The sequence below is a fragment of the Vibrio sp. 10N.247.310.23 genome (genome assembly GCF_041467155.1).
In the GTDB taxonomy this organism is placed as follows: Bacteria; Pseudomonadota; Gammaproteobacteria; order Enterobacterales; family Vibrionaceae; genus Vibrio; species Vibrio crassostreae_C.
In genome coordinates this window covers 83,108-102,904 of record NZ_JBFSTZ010000018.1, presented here as the reverse complement: position 1 = coordinate 102,904, position 19,797 = coordinate 83,108, and the positions used below count along the sequence as shown (strand labels likewise).

Genomic DNA, 19,797 nt, shown 5'->3' with positions numbered 1-19,797 from the left:
CTAAAGCTCAACCACTAGGCTCATGCCCATACGCAGTGTTTCGCTCGTATCGACAGGGTGCGCTTCTACTTCAAAAGTACGTAAATCGAAGCCTTGTGCTGCGTCTGTTGAGCGCCAAGTTGCGAAATCACCCATTACGGCGATGTGAGTTACTTGGAAAGTTAATGATTTATCCAGAGCCGGTAGGTACGCCTCAAACTGGCTGCCTTTCTCGAAATGCTTAAGCATGTCTTCACGAACATTGAGCACAGCCCAAGCATCCTTGGTGTCGATAACAGTCACAACAGGGAAGCCTTGTGGTGCAAGTTCTCCACTGCTCAATAGAACCTGAGAGACTTCGCCATTAAACCAGCTGTGGATCTGTGTGTCTTTTGCGTAAGCTTCAACTTCCGCTACCGCACCCGCTGCCATTAACGCTTTTTGAGTGGCGGCCACTTTGGTTTCGTCACGCGCACCTTCTTGCGCTAATTGATACATTTGGAATGCAGCGCTTTCGGTGTACTTCGCCGCTTGCCACTGTGTTTTGGCTTCATCACGCTTCTGCTCGGCAACCACACCATCGTTGTAAAGGTTGTTTACACGTTGGTAGGTTTTGTCCATCAGATCGGCAGCTGCTTTGGCTTTCAACCATTGGTCTTTAGCCGCTTGGATCTGTTGAGTACGCGCGCCATTCTCTGCTTCTTGTGCTAATGCACCAGCGGCTTTCTGACCAGCTTTTGCTTGCTCTAGCTTCGCATCAATCTCAGGGCTTAGTAGAGAGAAGATCAATTCGCCTTTTTCAACCGAATCGCCTTTGCGCACGAATATTTCATCAATTCTGCCAGGTACTTTCGATGAGATGCTGTATTGCTGCGCATCGATTTGACCTTGAAGCTTAACCGGCTGAGGTTGATAAGCTTGATAGAAACTGTATCCGACCCAGCCAATAACGCCGATACCAACTAAAGATAGAAGAAGGGGCTTAATAGGTTTCATGAATTATCCTTTTGACTGGCTAACGGTGTCTGTTTTTGAGTCGAAATCAGACGGAACAGAGGAGGTTAAGTAACTGGAGTAAGCATTCATTTCGCTGGTTAGCGCTAACAGCTTGTTGAGAGAGATTAGGTATTTGAAGCGAGCAGCAGATTGCTGGGTTTTAATGCTCGCAAGATAAAGCTCGGCATCAACCACTTCTAATGAGTTAGATAACCCTTGTGTGAAGGCTTTTTTACGAAGTAATAGGTTTTCCTGAGCTAAAGACAAGCTCGAGTTTAGGCCTTGAACCTCTTCAATCGCTTGGTTTGCTTCAAGGTAAGTCTTTTGTACCAACACGGTTAAGTCTTGCTTAGCTTGTGACTTAAGGAATTGAACCTGTGATACGGCACTGTGAGCCGCAGCGACTTTGTCGGAACGGCCAGAGGTATCAAGCAGTGGCACATTCACACCAATGCCAACCAACCAATCGGGTTTCATTTCACTGGCTAGAGAGTCATCTTCATACAGGCTGTAATCACCATAAAGGTAAACCTCTGGGTAGTATTTACCTTTCTCGGCTTTAATTAAGCTGCTTGCTTGTTTCTCTTTTGCATCAAGAATCTTAAGGCCGGGGTAGGTCATGAGTGTCTGGTCAATGAACACGTCCATATGAGGCAGGTTCTTATTGATAAACAGTTGTTCAGAGGGTTCTACACTTTCATTTTGACCAAGGATTTGGGTCAACGCCAATTGCGCAATTTTAAGATCGTTCTGAGCTTTCGTGCGCTCTACAATCGCTTTATCTAAAGAAGCATCGGCTTGTAGGCGTTCTACTCGGGCGATTTGTCCTTGCTGTTCAAGCTTGATGGCGAAATCACGATGCTGAGTTAAGCCTGCTTCAACGGCTTGACGCGTTCTCACCACGTCTTCCGCTAAGATCACCGAGAAGTAATACTTACTTAAGTCTTCGTAGCGAGCTTGTTTCTCCATCAACAGTTGGCTTTGCGCTTCTTCGCTTTTACCTTCAGCCGCATTTTGCGCAGCGGTTATTCGACCACCAGTGAAGATAGGCCACACAGCACGAATGGAAGAGCTAAAGATGTCTTGTTCGGTAATCGTTGAGGTAACGCCACCAACTAGAGGACGCAAAATCGCGGATATAGCAGGGTTTACTCCACTCAAGCTATCTGAAAACTGTTCACCATTAATCGTCACATCACTATCAAGGTGCGTGTAGTTAGCCCCTAAGGTAATAGAAGGAAGATTGAGGCTACTTGTTGAGTTCTGAAGGTGTTGATAACGTTCAACGTTGGCTTGTTGAGCCGCAAGAGAGTTGTTGTTTTCTTGCAATATTTGCCACGCTTCAGAAAAAGTGAGCGGAGCTGCATAGCCTGGCGAAGCCATAGTGCCGAGAAGCATACTGGCGATCGCAAGGTATCGGAATTTTGGTTTGGTCATCTGCATTAAATACCAATTAGAGTATTAACTCTAATGTTAACAGGGCGATAGTCATTTGTCTTGAATAGATTGTCTCATATGAATAGAAATTCTCATAACTCGTTAATCAAGTGTAAATAAGATTGAGTGACGTGAATATCAAAGATAAATGAAACTTAAAAAGCACGCATAAGCATGCTCTTTAAGTTCAGTATAGAAGTGTTTTTACAAAATGAAGTGGCTTATTTAAAGCTAGGACAATGGTGATCGGCGCGCCATACCAATTGTCTTGAACCTTGCATTGTTTGTAATAAATCTCTACCTGACATTTGCGGGAATGCTAACAATACCTTGAGATCGAGTGGGGAGGTGCCATCTTTCTCATAGGCTCTTACGTGAGTAAAAGTCGATTGTAAGTGTTTGAACAGCATAGTCTTAGTAAGACAAATTCCAAAGTTATCGCGTTTCATTGCCTTGTTTCCTTTTCAACAATGTTTATACGTTATGTTTGTTATCCTGTTTCTATTGGACGTTGCCACTGGCCACTGATCGATACTTCCTGCTCATCAATGTTTTATTATTGGGTGATGCTTTTATCAGTCACCTCTTCGTTGTCTGGCTAGCCGAGTTTGAAATAGCGATGGATGAATAGGGGAGAATACTTAATCCGTTTGTTCATCATTCGTAACGGCGAGCGTGCAACTTTTAGTTATAGATACGTCCAGCGAGCGAAGGGTTGTTGCTATTTTGTTAATCGAAGTTTCGATTCAAAGCGCGGTCTGAAAATCATGACCTATGGCTTAGCAACAATAAACTTCTTCATATGCAACCATTATAATTGTATTTATTTTAAACAACCTAAAAAACACCTAAAAGCTTAGTGATCTAGCTCAATATTTATTCGTTTATTTTGGTTTTTAAGCTAATCAGTCCTAAAAATGAACGATTAATCGAGATGAACAACGTAAAGGATTATCAATTAACAATCTGCTCAATTATTTAGTTGAGTAGCAGTCACAAATTCACGCCCCTAGAAAGGTCATGCGATTAACTTGGTGTTAACATTGATCGTCTAACACTAGGGACGGTGGAATATGAAATGGAGCAGTATCAGTTTCCGTAAAAGGTTACTGATTATCATGACGGTCACTGGCCTCGTTGAACTTTTGATTCTTGCAGCTGCTGGTTTTTACTACATCAAACAATCTCAAGAACAAGAGATGGGTTTGAAAGCGTTAGGTGTTGCTGAATTTCTATCTGAATCGCCGCTTGTCACCAGCATTATTCAAGAAAATGGAACGTTGGACCCTAATGGCGTTCCCTACGTTTTGTCTGAAGAAACCCAAGTTAAATTTCGTAACCTTACTCAGCTCATTGGCGCGGCGTTTATCGTTGTTGGAGATGATAAAGGTATCCGCCTGATTCACCCTTATGATGACAGGCTCGGTAAACCCATGCGTGGTGGCGATAACCAAAAAGCATTGGTATTGGGCGAGTCTTATGTGTCGACAGCCAAAGGATCGCTGGGTTTTTCAGTTCGTGGTAAATCCGCGGTAAAAGACACCCAAGGTACCGTTATTGGTGTGGTGTCAGTTGGTTACTTATTGGATTCGTTGCAAGATCGAATTGAACCTTACTTAGCCTTTTTGATTGTGATGGCGTTGCTGGTGGTTGCGGTCAACGCTTTGATTTCGAGTTATGTATCTCGCCGTTTTCAACGCGCTATTTTGGGCTTTGAGCCTGAAGAGATAGGCCGGTTGTATGTTGAGCTAGATGTAACCATGAGTACCGTGAAAGAGGGCATTCTGAGCATCGATAAGCACGGCATTTTACGTTCAATTAATAAGAGTGCCTGCGATATTTTATCGATAGACAGGGATAAAGCACTCAATCAACAGCGCCTTTCTGATGTATTGCCAGGCAGTGATTTAGAACAACTGCTATCAACCGGCGACACCGACCACGATGTTGAGTTGTATTTAAACAATAAGCGAATCATTGCTAACCGAAGCCCGATTATAGTGGCAGGTGAGGTGGTCGGGGCGGTATCGAGTTTCCGATTACGAGATGAAATCAACGATTTAACAGACCAGCTCTCACAAACCAAAGAATATGCTGATCTACTGCGTTCACAAACCCACGAGCATCAAAACAAGCTTAACACTATTAGTGGCTTGATTCAGATGGGCGAGTTGGATTCTGTTCAACAATTGATTGGTCAAGAAACCGCTCATTACCAGAGCTTAATTGAGTTCTTAAGAGAGACGGTGAAAGACCCTCTTATTGCAGGCATGCTTTTAGGCAAAACAGAGCGAGCTCGAGAGATTGGGTTAGAGCTTAAAGTGGAAGAGGGATCAAGGCTTGAAGCTCTGCCTAGCTGGTTAAACGCGGATGACGTTGTCACAATTCTTGGCAACCTGATTGATAACGCCTTTGACGCCACCATGACGGCGATTAAGCAAGAGGGTCAAATTGCGCCAGCGCGTCGGGTTATTGAAGTTTCAATCAGTGATTTTGGTAATGAAATTATCGTAGAAGTAGAAGACAAAGGGTGCGGTTTGCCGAAAGAGTTGGCGACCAAAGCACTCACCGAAAAAGGCGTATCGAGCAAAGCGAAGCAAAATCGTGGTGTGGGTTTGTATCTGATAAAGCAGCTGGCAGACCGATATCAAGGGCAGCTTGAAATGGTCGACAACCACGATTTTGGCACGCGAATGACGGTTTATCTGCCAAAAGAAGAACAATAATTAAGCACGAAACGATCTTGCGAAGATCATCGTGACGGAAAAAGCATGGTTAAAGGAAGAACATAAATGAACGCAATCACGAGAGTCATGGTCATTGAAGATGATATTGCGATTGCAGAGCTACACCATCGTTATTTAGAACAGATGGGTGGCTTTGACGTGGTCGGCATTGCCACCACACAGTCTGAAGCGCTCATGCAACTGGACATCTTAAAACCTGATTTGGTGTTATTGGACGTGTACCTGCCGGACGGGTGTGGGCTCGATATTCTTAATCACGTAAGAGGGAGCAATCAAGGCTGCGACGTTATCTTGATTACTGCTGCTCGGGATGTGGATACGCTGCAGCAGGCAATGCGCGGGGGAGTGGTGGATTACCTATTAAAACCAGTCATGTTTCCTCGTTTGGAAGCAGCACTGAAGAAGTATCAGTCACAGTTACAAGAGTTCGAAAGCGTGTCTGATTTGAACCAAGGTTTGGTTGATAAGATGCTGCAAGCCAATGCCAAAGCGGACTCAGGAAAAGTATCAACCTTGCCCAAAGGAATTGATGGCGTAACGTTGGATAAGATCAGAGCCATTTTTCAGCAAGCTGATGCCGTTAATATTACCGCCGATGAAGCCGGAGAACGAATTGGTGCTAGCCGAACCACCGCCAGACGCTATTTAGAATTTTTGATTACCACTGGTGAGTTAGTCGCAGACTTAAATTACGGTACCGTAGGTCGCCCGGAGCGCTGCTACAACAAAGCGCAAAGATAAACACGACACCATCAAAATAAATATAAAGCCAGTTGAATAAGCTGGTTTTACCTTTTTCTCCCTTTCCTATTGCTCACTCCACCGACCAGATACCGTTCTTTCTTGACTACACTGTTTGAGAATGCCGATTTGCTTCACCCGTGGGTTAAATGAACGGAACTATCGATTAGAATTTGTTCGAAATGAGTCAATATTTAATCGATTGCTTTCACAGTGGTTGATGTAAATCAAATAGTCATAGACAATACTGTCCCGAATAGAGGTGATAGCTTTCACCCTCGTTTACCAAACGCATTCTCAAATTTAATAGGCGCTTACTATTGATGTAATAGTTAAGACCTATTATCTATTTTCGTATGTCGCTGATACCTTTGGCGAATACTAAAAACCTTGTTTTTATAGGAAAGATGATGGTAATACCTGAAAACAGCAGCATCGTTATTTTTGGTGCGTCGGGAGATCTAACTTACCGCAAGTTAATTCCTGCTCTATACCACCTGTATGCTAGCAATCAACTACCAGAATCCTTTGCGATTCTTGGAGTGAGCCGTACTGAGTACAGCGATGAGTCTTACCGTGAGAAGCTGAAGAAGTCTCTTCAGGAAATGGAAAAAACTGAACCAGAGACGCTGAATGCATTTATTGAACATCTGCATTACCAAGCGATCAATACTTCAGATGTAGACGACTATGCTCGTTTAGCACAACGTCTAGACAAGCTTGAGCAAGACTACCAATTCGAAAACCATAACACATTGTTCTACTTGGCAACCCCGCCAAGCCTATACGGTGTGATTCCAGCAAACCTTGCTGCGCATGGCCTTAACGATGAATCGAACGGCTGGCGTCGTCTGATCATCGAAAAACCATTTGGTTACGACTTAGCATCAGCTCAAGCGTTGGATGAAGAGATCCATCATCACTTCCAAGAACACCAGATCTACCGTATCGACCATTACCTTGGTAAAGAGACGGTTCAAAACCTTCTAGTGCTTCGTTTCTCAAACGCGATGTTTGAACCACTGTGGAACCGTAACTTCATTGAATACGTTGAAATCACAGGTGCTGAGTTCCTTGGCGTTGAAGAGCGTGGCGGATACTACGACGGTTCTGGCGCAGTTCGCGACATGTTCCAAAACCACCTGCTGCAAGTGCTAGCGATGGTAGGTATGGAGCCGCCTGCACAAATTAACGCTGATTCTATTCGTGATGAAGTGGTTAAAGTGCTTCAGTGTCTGAAACCATTAGAAGAAGATGATCTGCGTAAAGACTTAGTATTAGGTCAGTACACAGCATCAGATGTTCGTGGTCAGCACCTACTAGGTTACCGTGAAGAGCATGGTGTAGCGGATGATTCTCGTACCGAGACTTACATCGGCTTGAAAGCTCACATCAATAACTGGCGTTGGAATGGTGTTCCTTTCTACGTACGTACAGGTAAACGCTTACCAACACGTGTGACTGAAATCGTGATTCACTTTAAGAACACGCCACACCCAGTATTTGGTCAAGATGCACCAGAGAACAAGCTGATTATCCGCATCCAACCGGATGAAGGTATTCAGATGAGCTTTGGTTTGAAAGAGCCAGGCGCAGGCTTCAAAGCAAAAGAAGTGAAAATGAACTTCTCTTACTCTGACTTGCCTGAAACTCAGATGCTGACGGCTTATGAGCGTCTTCTTCTTGATGCACTGAACGGTGATGCGACTCTGTTTGCACGTACCGATGCGGTAGAAGCATGTTGGAAGTACGTTCAACCAATCTTAGACTTCAAGCAAGATCCTCAAGCACTGTTTGGCTATGCTTGTGGTACTTGGGGCCCACAGGAAGCAGATGAACTTCTGCAACGTGATGGCCGCGCATGGCGTTTCCCATGCAAAAACTTAACAGACACGGATTACTGCGAACTATGATCAATCACAAGATCTTTGCAACGCCTGAACTGGTTGTTGAAAACCTAGCAAATGAAATGAAAGCATACAGCGAGCAGGGCAAACCTGTTCACATTTCACTGTCTGGTGGCAGCACGCCAAAAATGCTTTTCAAACTTTTAGCACAGGCGCCATACGCGGAAGGTATTCAATGGAATAACCTTCACTTCTGGTGGGGCGACGAACGTTGCGTTGTACCAGACGACGCTGAAAGCAATTTCGGTGAAGCAAACGCGCTCTTATTTTCAAAACTAAAAGAGTTTACTCAAGTAAACCTTCCTGCTGAAAACATCCACCGCATCCGTGGTGAAGATGAACCAAAAGCAGAAGCAGAGCGTTTCGCAAAAGAGATGGCAGACGTAATCCCAACAGAAAACGGCACGCCTGTATTCGATTGGATTCTGCTTGGTGTTGGCGCAGACGGCCACACAGCTTCACTATTCCCAGGTGCAACCAACTACCAAGATGAGAACCTATCTGTATTAGCTTCTCACCCTGAGTCTGGTCAAATCCGTGTTTCTAAAACAGCGAAAGTTTTAGAAGCAGCAAAACGAATCAGCTACCTAGTACTGGGTGCAGGTAAAGTTGAGATCGTTAAAGAAATTCATACAACTCCTGCTTCAGAACTGCCTTACCCGGCAGCGAAAATCCAGTCTAAAACTGGCGAAACAGAGTGGTTCCTAGATTCAAATGCAGCAAGTGCTATCGCATAAGTGCGAATAGCCGCAAGGAGATAAAATAATGAAAGGTGATATCGGTGTAATTGGCCTAGCAGTAATGGGTCAGAACCTTATCCTAAACATGAACGACCACGGCTTCAAAGTTGTGGCTCATAACCGTACTGCTGCTAAAGTAGACGAGTTCCTAGAAGGCCCAGCTAAAGGTACTAACATTGTTGGTGCTTACTCTCTAGAAGAGCTAGTTGAGAAGCTAGAAGCGCCACGTAAAGTGATGCTTATGGTTCGTGCTGGTGACGTTGTAGACACGTTCATCGAAAACCTAATCCCACTTCTAGACGAAGGCGACATCATCATTGATGGTGGTAACACTAACTACCCAGACACTAACCGTCGTGTAGCGCATTGTCGTGAGAAAGGCATCCACTTCATCGGTACTGGTGTATCTGGTGGTGAAGAAGGTGCTCGTTTCGGTCCTTCAATCATGCCAGGTGGTGCGGCTGAAGCTTGGGAAGCGGTTAAGCCAATCTTCCAAGGTATCTCGGCAAAAACTGACGCTGGTGAGCCTTGCTGTGACTGGGTTGGTAACGACGGTGCTGGTCACTTCGTTAAGATGGTACACAACGGCATCGAATACGGTGACATGCAGCTTATCACTGAAGCATACCAGTTCATGAAAGATGGCCTAGGTATGTCTGCTGACGAGATGCAAGCAGTATTCGCTGACTGGAACAAGACTGAGCTAGACAGCTACCTAGTTGAAATCACTGCTGACATCCTTGGCTACAAAGATGAAGACGGTGAAGCGCTAGTTGAGAAGATCCTAGACACTGCAGGCCAAAAAGGTACGGGTAAGTGGACTGGTATCAACGCACTAGACCTAGGTATCCCACTAACACTGATCTCTGAGTCTGTATTCTCTCGTTGCCTGTCTGCTCTTAAAGACCAACGTGTTGAAGCTGAAGCTTTGTTTGAGAAGACAATCACTCCAGTTGAAGGCGACAAGCAAGAGTGGGTTGATGCACTACGTCAAGCTCTACTGGCTTCTAAGATCATCTCTTACGCTCAAGGTTTCATGCTAATGCGTGAAGCGTCGAACGAAAACGGCTGGGACCTAAACTACGGTAACGTAGCGCTAATGTGGCGTGGTGGTTGTATCATCCGTTCTGCATTCCTAGGCAACATACGTGATGCGTACGAAGCAAACCCAGACATCGCGTTCCTAGGTTCTGACGAGTACTTCAAAAACATCCTACAAGGCAGCCTAGTGGCATGGCGTAAAGTAGCAGCGAAATCTCTAGAGTCTGGTATCCCAATGCCATGTACGATTTCTGCGCTATCTTTCCTAGACGGTTACACAACTGCACGTCTACCAGCGAACCTGCTTCAAGCTCAACGTGACTACTTCGGTGCTCACACTTACGAGCGTACTGACCGTCCACGTGGTGAATTCTTCCACACAAACTGGACTGGTACAGGCGGCGATACTGCTTCTACAACTTACGACGTATAATCGTTAGTTAGAATCAGTTAAGAACCTTGTTGTTCTTATTAGCTGTAAACTAGAAAACAAAAGGATGCCAACTGGCATCCTTTTTTGTTGGTTTGCGTATTTTTAGATGGTCACTTCAAACACACAACTAATTATCGCTTAGGCGGTCATGATATGTGGTTGTACATCGTCGTTGTATTGATCTCGAATGGCCATAGAGCTGTCTAGGTTTTGTTTAGGCGCTTCAACCCACTCTGGGTCAAACATTGAACCAGTGTTTGCTTCTATATAGGCCATCACCTCATTCAGTGACCAAGCGTGTTTATAGGCTCTTTTACTCATTAACGCATCGAATACGTCTGCCAGTTAATAGCGTATGCGCTATTGCTTAACTAAAGTGTTGTTAATGATGATCTGGACGTTAAATAACCATTTTAAAATTAATTTCAAAGATAAATAGGATAACGAGTATGCTTTATGCCATCATAAAGGCATAAATAAGGGCAATGGATGTAATGCCCAAGTGATTGAGCTAGAAATGGTCAGTGATGACGGTGTTCTAGAGTAAATTCAAGGCCTTTAGTTGCCTTGAAAAAGGTAATGTTATGACTGAAGAAGAAAGAATCGAACTGCAACAAAATAACCCGCTACACGGCTTAAAGCTTGAAACCATGATCACTGAATTAGTGGATCACTATGGTTGGGAAATTTTAGATGCGGCAATGCGTATGAACTGCTTTAACACTAAGCCTACAGTGGCAAGCGCAGTTAAATACCTGAAGAAAACCGAATGGGCTCGTGAGAAGGTTGAAAACTTCTACCTTTACCGTTTCAAGCGCATGCCTAAAGCATCGGACATCGAATATCAGATGCCTCCGCGTTCACGTACATTCCGCCATGGGCTAGAGCCTCGTGAGCCAATGGAACTAACGGTTGAGTCTATCCACGCTTCTCAAGCTAAAGCTGCGTCTGCATTTAAAGAGCGCCGCGGCGGTAACGGTCGTAACTTCCGTCGTTAATAAGAAGGCGTCGCTAGAAAGAACCGTCGCTAAATAAGGCGTCGGCGATTAGCACGGCTAATTAGATAAGCGAAAAACACAAAAGGAGCCTATGAGCTCCTTTTTTAATTCGTTCGATTAAACCGTAATTGGCTAAGCTTCGCGGTTCTTTCTTTGATTCTTCCAAAGATCGGTGACATAAACGATCGCACTGACCAGTAAGAATAGCGCTGACACAGAAAACAGAGCGGGCATTTTTAAGATCCACGCGAATGTGACAGCAAGAAAAGCGACAAAGCAAATGAGTCGACTTGATGACATGACATGACCGAGTTTAGTGTTCATAACGCCTCCTAATGAAGTCTCACTTTCGACAGGAGAATTATCCTACCTTTGGCAAAATAAAGGCTAAAAAACAGTCTAAATTGTTATCAAATTTGCTAATTGAAGGACTCGTCTCACACATTTTGGCTTGGCTATTTTATAAGTAATAAAATAGCCAAATCGGTATGAGCAGGGTGGAGTCTTTTGGCTTTATCTTTTCAGTTGCAAGTCTTATTAAACCGAACGTCTAATTAGCATAGAAAAAGTAAGCGGTGATCAAAAAGCTCGCGATGATCACTGTGGTTCGAACATAGTGTTGAGGGATGCGGCGAGAGATTTTTGCTGAATAATAACCACCAACCAATGTACCCAATAATACAGCCATGCCAGACGGCCAATCAATCGAACCATTGACGATAAAAAATACGATCGCTGCGAGGGAAGCACACGCGGACACGAGCAGTTTGATGCCATTCATCACGTTGATGTTGGTGTAACCAGCCAGCGCCAAGTAGCTCAATGTCACAATGCCTAAGCCTGCATTAAAATAACCACCATAAACACACACGATCAAAAGCAATACAGCGGAAAAGAACGCCCCTGCGCTGGTGGCGTGCTTATGTTTAGCGGTTACTTTCTTTAGCCATTTGTTGAGAGTGCCACCAAAGGTAAAAAGCAGAGCGGCGAACAGTAATAACCAAGGTACGGATTGGGTAAATAGCGCTTCTGGCGTGTGTAGTAGTAAAAATGCACCAATGCCGCCGCCAATTACGCATAGCCCAACAACGAGCTTGAGTTGTTTGGTACCAGATTGAATTTCGTGGCGCAGTGCGTAAGCACCACTGATGTAACCAGCGCATGAAGCAAAGGTGTTGGTCGCGTTGGCTGCTATTGGTGGAACGCCAGCAAATAACAAAGCAGGGAAAGTGATGAAGCTGCCGCCACCCGCAATGGAGTTAAGCACACCGCCAACCACCCCTGATAAGAATAGAATCAACCAATCCATAGTTTTAGAATCCAATACGTTAACTAACTGGTTACCTTACTTGAATTTGTTATGAATATCAGCGCCATGTGTGTTGTAAAGATAGGTTTGTGAGTTTGCTACCATCTTTAACCGCTGGTTTTAATTGAGGCTTTAAATGAAAAAAGGAGCCAATGGCTCCTTTCGTTGAGGTTTAGTTGATTCGATAAAGCTTTACACTTCTACTGGCTTCGCTCTAAAACTCTTAAATAGTTTCACTAGAATCGGGCTAGACAGCACCAATACCGCCAGAATAGTGAAGGTCATCGTAATAGGGCGTTCCCATAAGAAGTTCAACTCACCATCGCTGATCATCAATGCTCGTCTTAAGTTCTCTTCCATCAAGCCGCCCAATATGAAGCCTAACAGTAATGGTGCCAATGGGAAGTTGGCTAGCCTTAATGCTATCGCAGCCATCGCTACCAGTAGCATCACAAATACGTCCATCGTGTTGAATGACACCAAGTACACGCCAGTGATTGAGAAGAAGATAATCATTGGCAGTAGAACCGTTCTAGGTACCGCTAGCAGTTTAGAAATATAAGGGATTAAAGGCAGGTTTAAGATAACCAGTACGATGTTGCCAAAGTACATCGAGATAATCACCGACCAAAATACATCTGGGTGTTCAACGAACAAGCGAGGACCAGGCTGAATACCGTAGGCAATCAATGCACCAAGCATAATCGCAGTTGTACCAGAGCCCGGAATACCCAGCGTTAGTAGCGGAACGAATGAACCACTTGAAGCGGCGTTGTTTGCTGATTCAGGAGCAACAAGACCACGGATACTGCCTTTACCGAACTCTTTCTGCTTGTCTTTTGGCGCGAGGCTACGCTCCATACCGTAGCTTAGGAATGCCGCAATAGTGGCACCTGCGCCCGGTAGAACACCGGTAAAGAAACCGAGAATAGAAGATCGAATTGAAACTGGTGCCACTTCTTTGAACTCTTCTTTGGTGACCTTCATGCTACCAATATCCGACATCTTTTGGCTTTCTTCCGCGCTGGTGTCTTGCTCTGGTTTTAGAATACCCATCAAGGTTTCACCCAGTGCGAATGTTGCCATCGCTAATAATAGGAAGCTAAAGCCATCCATCAGATCCGTAAGGCCAAAAGTGAACCGTTCAACGCCAACACCTTTGTCGATACCTACAGTTGATAGCATCAAACCAAGAATAGTCATCATCCACGCTTTGATTACCTGACCTGGGCCTGCAAACGCCGCTACAGCGGACAAACCTAATAGCATCAACGCAAAGTAGTCTGAAGACTGGAAGCTCAGTGACACGCTTGCTAGAGCCGGTGCGGCAATCAAAAGCATGATTGCTGAAAGCGTACCGCCTGTGAAAGAAGAGTAAGCCGCGAGAGCAAGTGCTTTACCTGCTTGGCCTTTTTGAGCCATCGGGTAGCCGTCAAACGCGGTTACTACCGTTGAAGAACAACCCGGAGCATTGATTAAGATGGATGACGTCGAGCCACCAAATACAGCGCCGTAGTACACACCAGCCATCAAGATTAGGCCAGAAGAAGGATCTAGGCCGTATGTAATCGGGATCATCAACGCGATTGCTGAAATTGGACCGAGTCCCGGTAGCATTCCAATAAAGGTACCAACAAAACAGCCAACAATTACCATCATGATGTTCATTGGCATCACGGCGGTAGAAAGTCCTTGTAAAATTCCGTCTAACATAATGTTATCCCTACCAAAGAGTGAAGATTAAACCAGGCTCTAGGTAGATATCTAAGCCTTGAGTTAATAAAAGAAAGAACGCGATAACGAAAGGAAACGACGCGCCAAATAAGACAGCTTTGCGGCGCTCACCCAGTAGGTAAAAGCCTGCAAGTAAGAAGAAGCTGGTTGCTAAAACAAAGCCAAGATAAGTCAGTCCAACACCGTACAGAGCCATTAACACCAAGAAGCCAATAAGCAGTTTCCAGTTCAGCGGCGTAGTGTCGCATGTAACTTTTTTATCCGGCTGTCCGGTTATAAGCAGGATCAACGAAAGGCCAATGCCGATAAACGTTAGCAGGATAGGTAAGGTTCTTGCTGTGAAGGGTTCGTACTCGTCACCGGGGAACAAAGGAATCAGCGTGGTTTGGTAGCCATAGCATAAACATGCAAGCATAAAGAGCATGGCTCCGATGCGATCCTTCGAAAGCAAAGATTCCTTACTCAGAAATTTGGTTGGTAAGTCCGACATATCCAACTCCATTTGGGGTGGTATAAAAAGTAAAAAAGCCGTACATGAGCGAGTCAATGAAATGTCTGGGATCACTAACCAAAGGTAAGCGAATTACGGTACTGGTTTATCAGCCACTTGCGTTTACAACGAATCGGCAAGCGTTAGTAATACGTCTACGAATAAACAAAGGAGTTTGAAGTTAACTCATGCACGGCGAAACAGGAAAGAGTAAGAGGGCACATAAGCCCTCTATGGTTGTTGGTTACTTCAAGAAACCAAGCTCACGCATTAGATCGCCCATCTGTTTTTCTTGGTCTTCTAGGAAGGCGTAAAAATCTTTGTCAGCTTTGTAGTTGTCGATCCAACCGTTACGGTCACGAACCACTTGCCACTCATCGGTTTTGTACATTTTGCCAAGAGCTTCGTTCCACTCGTCGATTTTTGCTTGGCTTGTACCCGGTGCCGCAAAGAAACCACGCCAGTTAGCAAATACTGTCTCGTTGCCGTATTCAGTCAGTGTTGGGATGTTAGGCGCAGCGTCAAGACGCTTTGGAGCCGTCACAGCAAGCACTTTTACTTGGCCAGATTTAGACATCTCTAGTACTTCACCAAGGCCCGTTGAAAGCAGCTGTGTTTCGCCAGAAAGCAGTGCCGCCATCGCTTTACCGCCAGCATCGTAGGCAATGTAACGTACTTTTTTAGCATCAAAACCTTCGCCTTTGAACGCTGCCGCAACCACAAGGTGGTCCATGCTGCCACGAGCTGAGCCACCAGCAATTTTCACTTTACGTGGGTTGGTTTCGAATTCTTTAACGACGTCTTCCCAAGTGTTGTACTTAGAATCTGCAGACGCGACAATTGCACCGTAATCGGCAATGGTTGCTGCTACAGGAGTTAGGTCACGGAAAGATTGTGGGAAGATCCCCGTTAGTGAACGAACAACGATAGGCGTTGAGTTCACCATTAGCGTGTCTTCTTGGCGTTGAGCCGTTTCGATTAGGTGAGCAATCGCTTTACCGCCACCGCCACCAGATAGGTTTTGGAAAGAGACATTTTCTACGATGTCTGATTTCACCAATACATCACCCGTACCACGAGCTGTCATATCCCAACCACCACCAGCGCCGCCAGGGATTAGGAAGTGGATTTTTTCTACGTCAGCAGCAAAAGTGTTGAAAGAAAAGGTTGCTGCGATGATAGAAGCCGCAAGAGTAGGTTTCAGTGCCTTGAACATGGTTCACGTTCCTTATGTAGGGGATCTCTTCAATGGAGAGAAACTTATGTTTTATTTCCAGCTACTAAACAGATGAGTAGGATATTGCTTAGCAGATGAAGCTAAAGTTAACGGTGTGTTAATGAAATGTCTGTAATGCGGCGATATTGAGAATAAAGAACATTGGATTAATATTGTTCATAAAGTTCACGGTAACGTGTTTTTGTCCATTTACTGTTGAATGATATCTGGATTCTAAAATCGTAGTTATTGTCTCAGAATGATTGAATTCATTGACAAAGGTTGGATTTAACTAGCGTTTTCTACTCGAGTGCATTGGTTGTTGGTCTATATTGTTAGATGTGACTACGATAACTATTTCTGCAAAAGAGTCAGGTGTATAGAGGTGTTAGATTTTAGATGTGGAATAGAGTTACTATAGTTGATATGCAACTTAAGCGGTATTGATTGCGCTAGGCTGTTAACTTTGGAGTTGGCGATTATTCAAGGATGAAATAATGGCATTAAAAAAAATTTCGTTACGATTTACTGTTGGAGGAATGTTTTTACTCGCGACATTTCTTACCGCTGTTGTTGCGGTTTCACTGCAATATTACTTCAGTAAAAAAATGGCGACTGAGAATACCCTATCAAAGTTGACGATGGTGTCCCAAGAGCTGAGTAACTATATCGGCGCGGTTGATTCTGACGCAGCCAATACGGCGCGTTTACTTTCTTCAGTGAAACGTTCTATAAGTAACAAAATATCGAAAGAAGAGTCGCGTAGTATTCTTTCAGAAGCAATTAAAGATAACCCTCTCTTTTATAGTATTTACATTGGCTCATCTAATGAAAACTTCTTCCAAATTATTAATCTAGAATCTGCCCCTGTCGTTAGAGAAAAAATCGGTGCACAACAAAAAGACCGTTGGGTTGTGGTTGAGATTCATAATATAGGGGAGGAGCGCGTCCGTACGACGAAATATTTTGACCAAGAGTTTACGCTAAGAAACTCAACTACGGAGCAGAGCAACTACCTTCCAACAACCAGGCCTTGGTATGTTTCTGCCAATGTTCAGTCGGTCGAAAAAACTCAGCCATATCTTTTCCAGCATTTACAAATTACCGGGCAAACTTATTCTTTAGCGTTTGATTCGAAAATCGAATCTGAAGTTCAACATGTGATTGGTATTGATATTGTGTTGTCTTCTTTAGCTAGCAAACTATCAGGTACGGCGCTTGGCTTAGCAGAAGACAGTAAGGTTGAGTCTTTCTTATATTCGAAATCGGGTAATATTATTGCGTCTAACCTCAAGGTTAACAATCAGGAATCGGAGTTTGATGTATCAACATTGATGCTATCGTCTGAGCAGCAAGCCTTGATTAACGATACCCCTCCGCTGTTAGTGTCTAATCAAAATGATTGGGGGCCGATGGACTTTTCAGTGGCGGGAAAACCAAACGGCTATGCGATAGACCTTCTTAAAATGATTGGTGAGATGACAGGGATCAGGTTTGAATTTGTTAATGGTTTCTCTTGGGGCGAACTTGTCAGTAAGTTTCAAGAAGGAAGTATTGATGGCCTGCAATCGGTTCAACATTATAAAAATAATGGCATAGATGGCCTATACACGACTCCAATTTATGAATTGCCATTTTCTATCGTGACAAGGGTCGGCGCGAAGGTTGTCACTAATTATGCCGAGCTTGAGGGTAAAAAAGTTGCCATTTTATCTGGGTGGTCAATTATTCCTAAGTTGAGAGAGGATTTTCCGAACATTGATTTAGTTGAATTTGAAAACCTAGAGTCTGCATTTAATTCAATTGAAAGCGAAGAGAACTTTGCTTTCTTAGAAGCAGAACCCGTACTCTCGTTTGCATTAGATAGGTTTTTCCAGCCAGGCCTTGTTGTCAATGGGACTCTAGAAGATCTAAAACAGAACTACTCAAACCAATTCCATTTGGTGCTGCAGAGCAAGCATAAACAATTGCTCCCAATCATTGATCAAGCTATCAGTAAGTTAAGTGGTGAACAACTTGATGCCTTAGCGAAAAAGTGGCTGCATGATACCGGCTTTAATACGAATACGACGGTTCCTTATACTGAACTTTATGATTTGACTAAGGAAGCAACGGTTGAAGGCAGTATGGTAAGGGTAGAGTTGAATGGCGAGATCAAGCATCTCTATTTAAAGAAAATAGACACGGGCGAACACTACTCTGAGTATTTTGCGGTATTGATTCCCGAATCTGAAGTCTTCAGTACAGTCAATAAGCGTCTAGCAACCTCTGTTGGTGTAACGATTTTACTGATGAGTTTAACCTTGCCTGTGGCTTGGGTCTTTGGTACACCGATAGTACGTCCTATTCGCCAATTAGAGAAAGAGACTCACAAGGTTAAGTTGCGTGACTATGACAACGTAGCTGTGCTTAATACTCGTATTAAAGAAGTGTGGGAGTTATCTGTTGCTGTAAAAGAAATGGCAATGGAGCTTAAACGACATGAACAGAGGCAAGAGGCGTTTGTAGAGTCGTTTATCAAGCTTATCGCCCAAGCTATCGATGACAAGTCCCCTTATACGGCTGGGCACTGTAACCGTGTACCAGAGCTAGGTTTGATGCTAGCTGACGTGGCTGAGAAATCACAATCTGATCATTTTAAAAATTTTGAGTTTAAAAATGATGATGAGCGCCGTGAGTTTAGAATTGCGGCTTGGTTGCATGACTGCGGAAAAATAACAACGCCGGAACACATCGTCGATAAAGGTACGAAGCTTGAGGCCAACTACAACCGAATTCACGAGGTGAGAACTCGATTTGAGGTATTGTGGCGTGATGCTGAAATAATAGCATTAACGAAACAGCTTGAAGGCAAGCTAGCGAGCGAACAAATCCAAACAGAGTTGGCTGAAGCGCAACAGAAGCTACAAGATGATTTTGAGTTTATCGCGACGTCTAATGTTGGTGGTGAATTCATGAGTGATGACAAAGTTGCTCGTATTCGCTTGATAGCTGAAACGACTTGGACGCGTAACTTTGATGATCAACTTGGTCTATCACCGATAGAGGCAATGAATCGAGAGCCGAGTTCAAGTTTACCAGCCACAGAACCACTTTTGAGTGATAAGCCAGAGCACATAGTGAAAAGAGATAGGCCGTTAGAATTTGACCCGAAACATCAAATTAAAATGGATGTGCCTGAGCACTTATACAACCTAGGCGAAGTCTACAATCTGAGTATTGCACGCGGTACATTGACTGCTGAAGATAGATTTAAGATAAACGAGCACATGCTTGGCACGATTAAGATGCTTGAGAACCTGCCATTCCCGAAAGAGCTAAGTCGTGTTCCTCGCTACGCTTCAACTCACCATGAAACACTTAAAGGTACAGGGTATCCAAGGAAGCTGACTGGTGATGACCTTTCAATCCCAGAACGTATTCTGGTGATCTCCGATATTTTTGAGGCGTTAACTGCTGCGGATAGGCCTTATAAGAAGGCGAAGCCAATCAGTGTTGCTGTCGACATCATGTACAAAATGGCGTTGGACGAGCATCTCGATATCGAACTGTTTAGATTGTTCTTAACCAGCGGCACTCACCTGCGTTATGCAGAAGAGTATCTGAAGCCGGAACAAATTGATTTCGTTGATATCAGCAAATACCTAGATGTTACTCGTCAGATTGCTTGAGTAAAGGTGGCTTGTTAGAACGGGGTCTATGAATGAAAGGCGCACATGAGTGCGCCTTTTTTATATCTGTTTATCGGTGAGCTGGTGGATAGATACGAAGGGGGCTGCTTTTGACAAGTTTCGGTTATAAGTTGTCGACATATCGATTTCAAATGATTTTAGGGTAGATAGGGGGTTAGTGACTCTTACTCTGATTAAATCGATAAATAACAGATGGTTGAGTTGTTTGTAGTGTCCTTTTGGATTAGTTTTAATCGTCTATGAAAAATACTACCTTAGTCTAAATTGTCGACAATTGGCTTGATTGTCGACAATTCAATCGTGTATTTTATGTTCATGTTATGAAATTGTTGACAGT

The 19,797-nt window shown here is 44.0% G+C and carries 15 protein-coding genes and 1 pseudogene; 7 read left to right on the top strand and 9 right to left on the bottom strand.

What is annotated here, in order from left to right:
* From AB6D93_RS14955 to AB6D93_RS14945, 3 genes are all read right to left on the bottom strand, one after another.
* On the bottom strand, nucleotides 1–975 hold the full coding sequence (locus AB6D93_RS14955; RefSeq protein WP_102333372.1) for an HlyD family secretion protein: 975 nt from the start codon (nucleotides 973–975) through the stop codon (nucleotides 1–3).
* Between the two features lie 3 nt (nucleotides 976–978).
* Nucleotides 979–2,418, bottom strand: coding sequence for a TolC family protein (locus tag AB6D93_RS14950; RefSeq protein WP_017063805.1), 1,440 nt, complete (start codon nucleotides 2,416–2,418; stop codon nucleotides 979–981).
* A 215-nt stretch (nucleotides 2,419–2,633) separates the two neighbouring features.
* Complete coding sequence (locus AB6D93_RS14945) at nucleotides 2,634–2,861, bottom strand: hypothetical protein (protein WP_009846577.1); 228 nt, start codon at nucleotides 2,859–2,861, stop codon at nucleotides 2,634–2,636.
* A gap of 624 nt (nucleotides 2,862–3,485) precedes the next feature.
* On the opposite strand from AB6D93_RS14945, the gene AB6D93_RS14940 reads away from it, so the two are divergent.
* From AB6D93_RS14940 to gnd, 5 genes are all read left to right on the top strand, one after another.
* Nucleotides 3,486–5,138 (top strand): sensor histidine kinase, encoded by a 1,653-nt coding sequence (locus tag AB6D93_RS14940; RefSeq protein ID WP_032545674.1) that lies wholly within the window; start codon nucleotides 3,486–3,488, stop codon nucleotides 5,136–5,138.
* 66 nt (nucleotides 5,139–5,204) lie between these two features.
* Nucleotides 5,205–5,900, top strand: coding sequence for a response regulator (locus AB6D93_RS14935; protein ID WP_017059715.1), 696 nt, complete (start codon nucleotides 5,205–5,207; stop codon nucleotides 5,898–5,900).
* A gap of 410 nt (nucleotides 5,901–6,310) precedes the next feature.
* Nucleotides 6,311–7,813 (top strand): glucose-6-phosphate dehydrogenase, encoded by a 1,503-nt coding sequence (zwf, locus tag AB6D93_RS14930; RefSeq protein WP_017059714.1) that lies wholly within the window; start codon nucleotides 6,311–6,313, stop codon nucleotides 7,811–7,813.
* Nucleotides 7,810–8,544: a 6-phosphogluconolactonase gene (gene pgl / locus AB6D93_RS14925; RefSeq protein ID WP_017066266.1), complete on the top strand. Its 735-nt coding sequence runs from the start codon at nucleotides 7,810–7,812 to the stop codon at nucleotides 8,542–8,544. The genes zwf and pgl overlap by 4 nt, the downstream gene beginning before the upstream one ends.
* A 28-nt stretch (nucleotides 8,545–8,572) precedes the next feature.
* Complete coding sequence (gene gnd, locus AB6D93_RS14920; RefSeq protein WP_017059712.1) at nucleotides 8,573–10,021, top strand: decarboxylating NADP(+)-dependent phosphogluconate dehydrogenase; 1,449 nt, start codon at nucleotides 8,573–8,575, stop codon at nucleotides 10,019–10,021.
* Nucleotides 10,022–10,159: 138 nt separating this feature from the next.
* Here gnd and AB6D93_RS14915 read toward each other — a convergent pair.
* Nucleotides 10,160–10,366, bottom strand: a pseudogene (locus AB6D93_RS14915) (metal-dependent phosphohydrolase); the annotation flags it as partial.
* 239 nt (nucleotides 10,367–10,605) lie between these two features.
* Here AB6D93_RS14915 and AB6D93_RS14910 point away from each other — a divergent pair.
* Nucleotides 10,606–11,019 (top strand): VF530 family DNA-binding protein, encoded by a 414-nt coding sequence (locus AB6D93_RS14910; RefSeq protein WP_010438513.1) that lies wholly within the window; start codon nucleotides 10,606–10,608, stop codon nucleotides 11,017–11,019.
* 132 nt (nucleotides 11,020–11,151) lie between these two features.
* Here AB6D93_RS14910 and AB6D93_RS14905 read toward each other — a convergent pair whose 3' ends face one another.
* From AB6D93_RS14905 to AB6D93_RS14885, 5 genes are all read right to left on the bottom strand, one after another.
* On the bottom strand, nucleotides 11,152–11,343 hold the full coding sequence (locus tag AB6D93_RS14905; RefSeq protein ID WP_102333370.1) for a hypothetical protein: 192 nt from the start codon (nucleotides 11,341–11,343) through the stop codon (nucleotides 11,152–11,154).
* 226 nt (nucleotides 11,344–11,569) lie between these two features.
* On the bottom strand, nucleotides 11,570–12,328 hold the full coding sequence (locus AB6D93_RS14900) for a sulfite exporter TauE/SafE family protein (protein ID WP_102333369.1): 759 nt from the start codon (nucleotides 12,326–12,328) through the stop codon (nucleotides 11,570–11,572).
* A 192-nt stretch (nucleotides 12,329–12,520) separates the two neighbouring features.
* On the bottom strand, nucleotides 12,521–14,041 hold the full coding sequence (locus AB6D93_RS14895) for a tripartite tricarboxylate transporter permease (RefSeq protein WP_012603793.1): 1,521 nt from the start codon (nucleotides 14,039–14,041) through the stop codon (nucleotides 12,521–12,523).
* Nucleotides 14,042–14,051: 10 nt separating this feature from the next.
* The gene (locus AB6D93_RS14890; protein WP_004733594.1) at nucleotides 14,052–14,552 is read right to left on the bottom strand and encodes a tripartite tricarboxylate transporter TctB family protein; all 501 of its coding nucleotides are present in this window, start codon (nucleotides 14,550–14,552) and stop codon (nucleotides 14,052–14,054) included.
* Nucleotides 14,553–14,796: 244 nt separating this feature from the next.
* Nucleotides 14,797–15,768, bottom strand: coding sequence for a tripartite tricarboxylate transporter substrate binding protein (locus AB6D93_RS14885; protein ID WP_017055247.1), 972 nt, complete (start codon nucleotides 15,766–15,768; stop codon nucleotides 14,797–14,799).
* A 497-nt stretch (nucleotides 15,769–16,265) separates the two neighbouring features.
* Here AB6D93_RS14885 and AB6D93_RS14880 point away from each other — a divergent pair, with 497 nt between their 5' ends.
* Entirely contained in the window at nucleotides 16,266–19,439 is a 3,174-nt protein-coding gene (locus tag AB6D93_RS14880; RefSeq protein ID WP_102333368.1) for an HD domain-containing phosphohydrolase, read from the top strand.
* The last annotated feature ends 358 nt before the right edge of the window (nucleotides 19,440–19,797 follow it).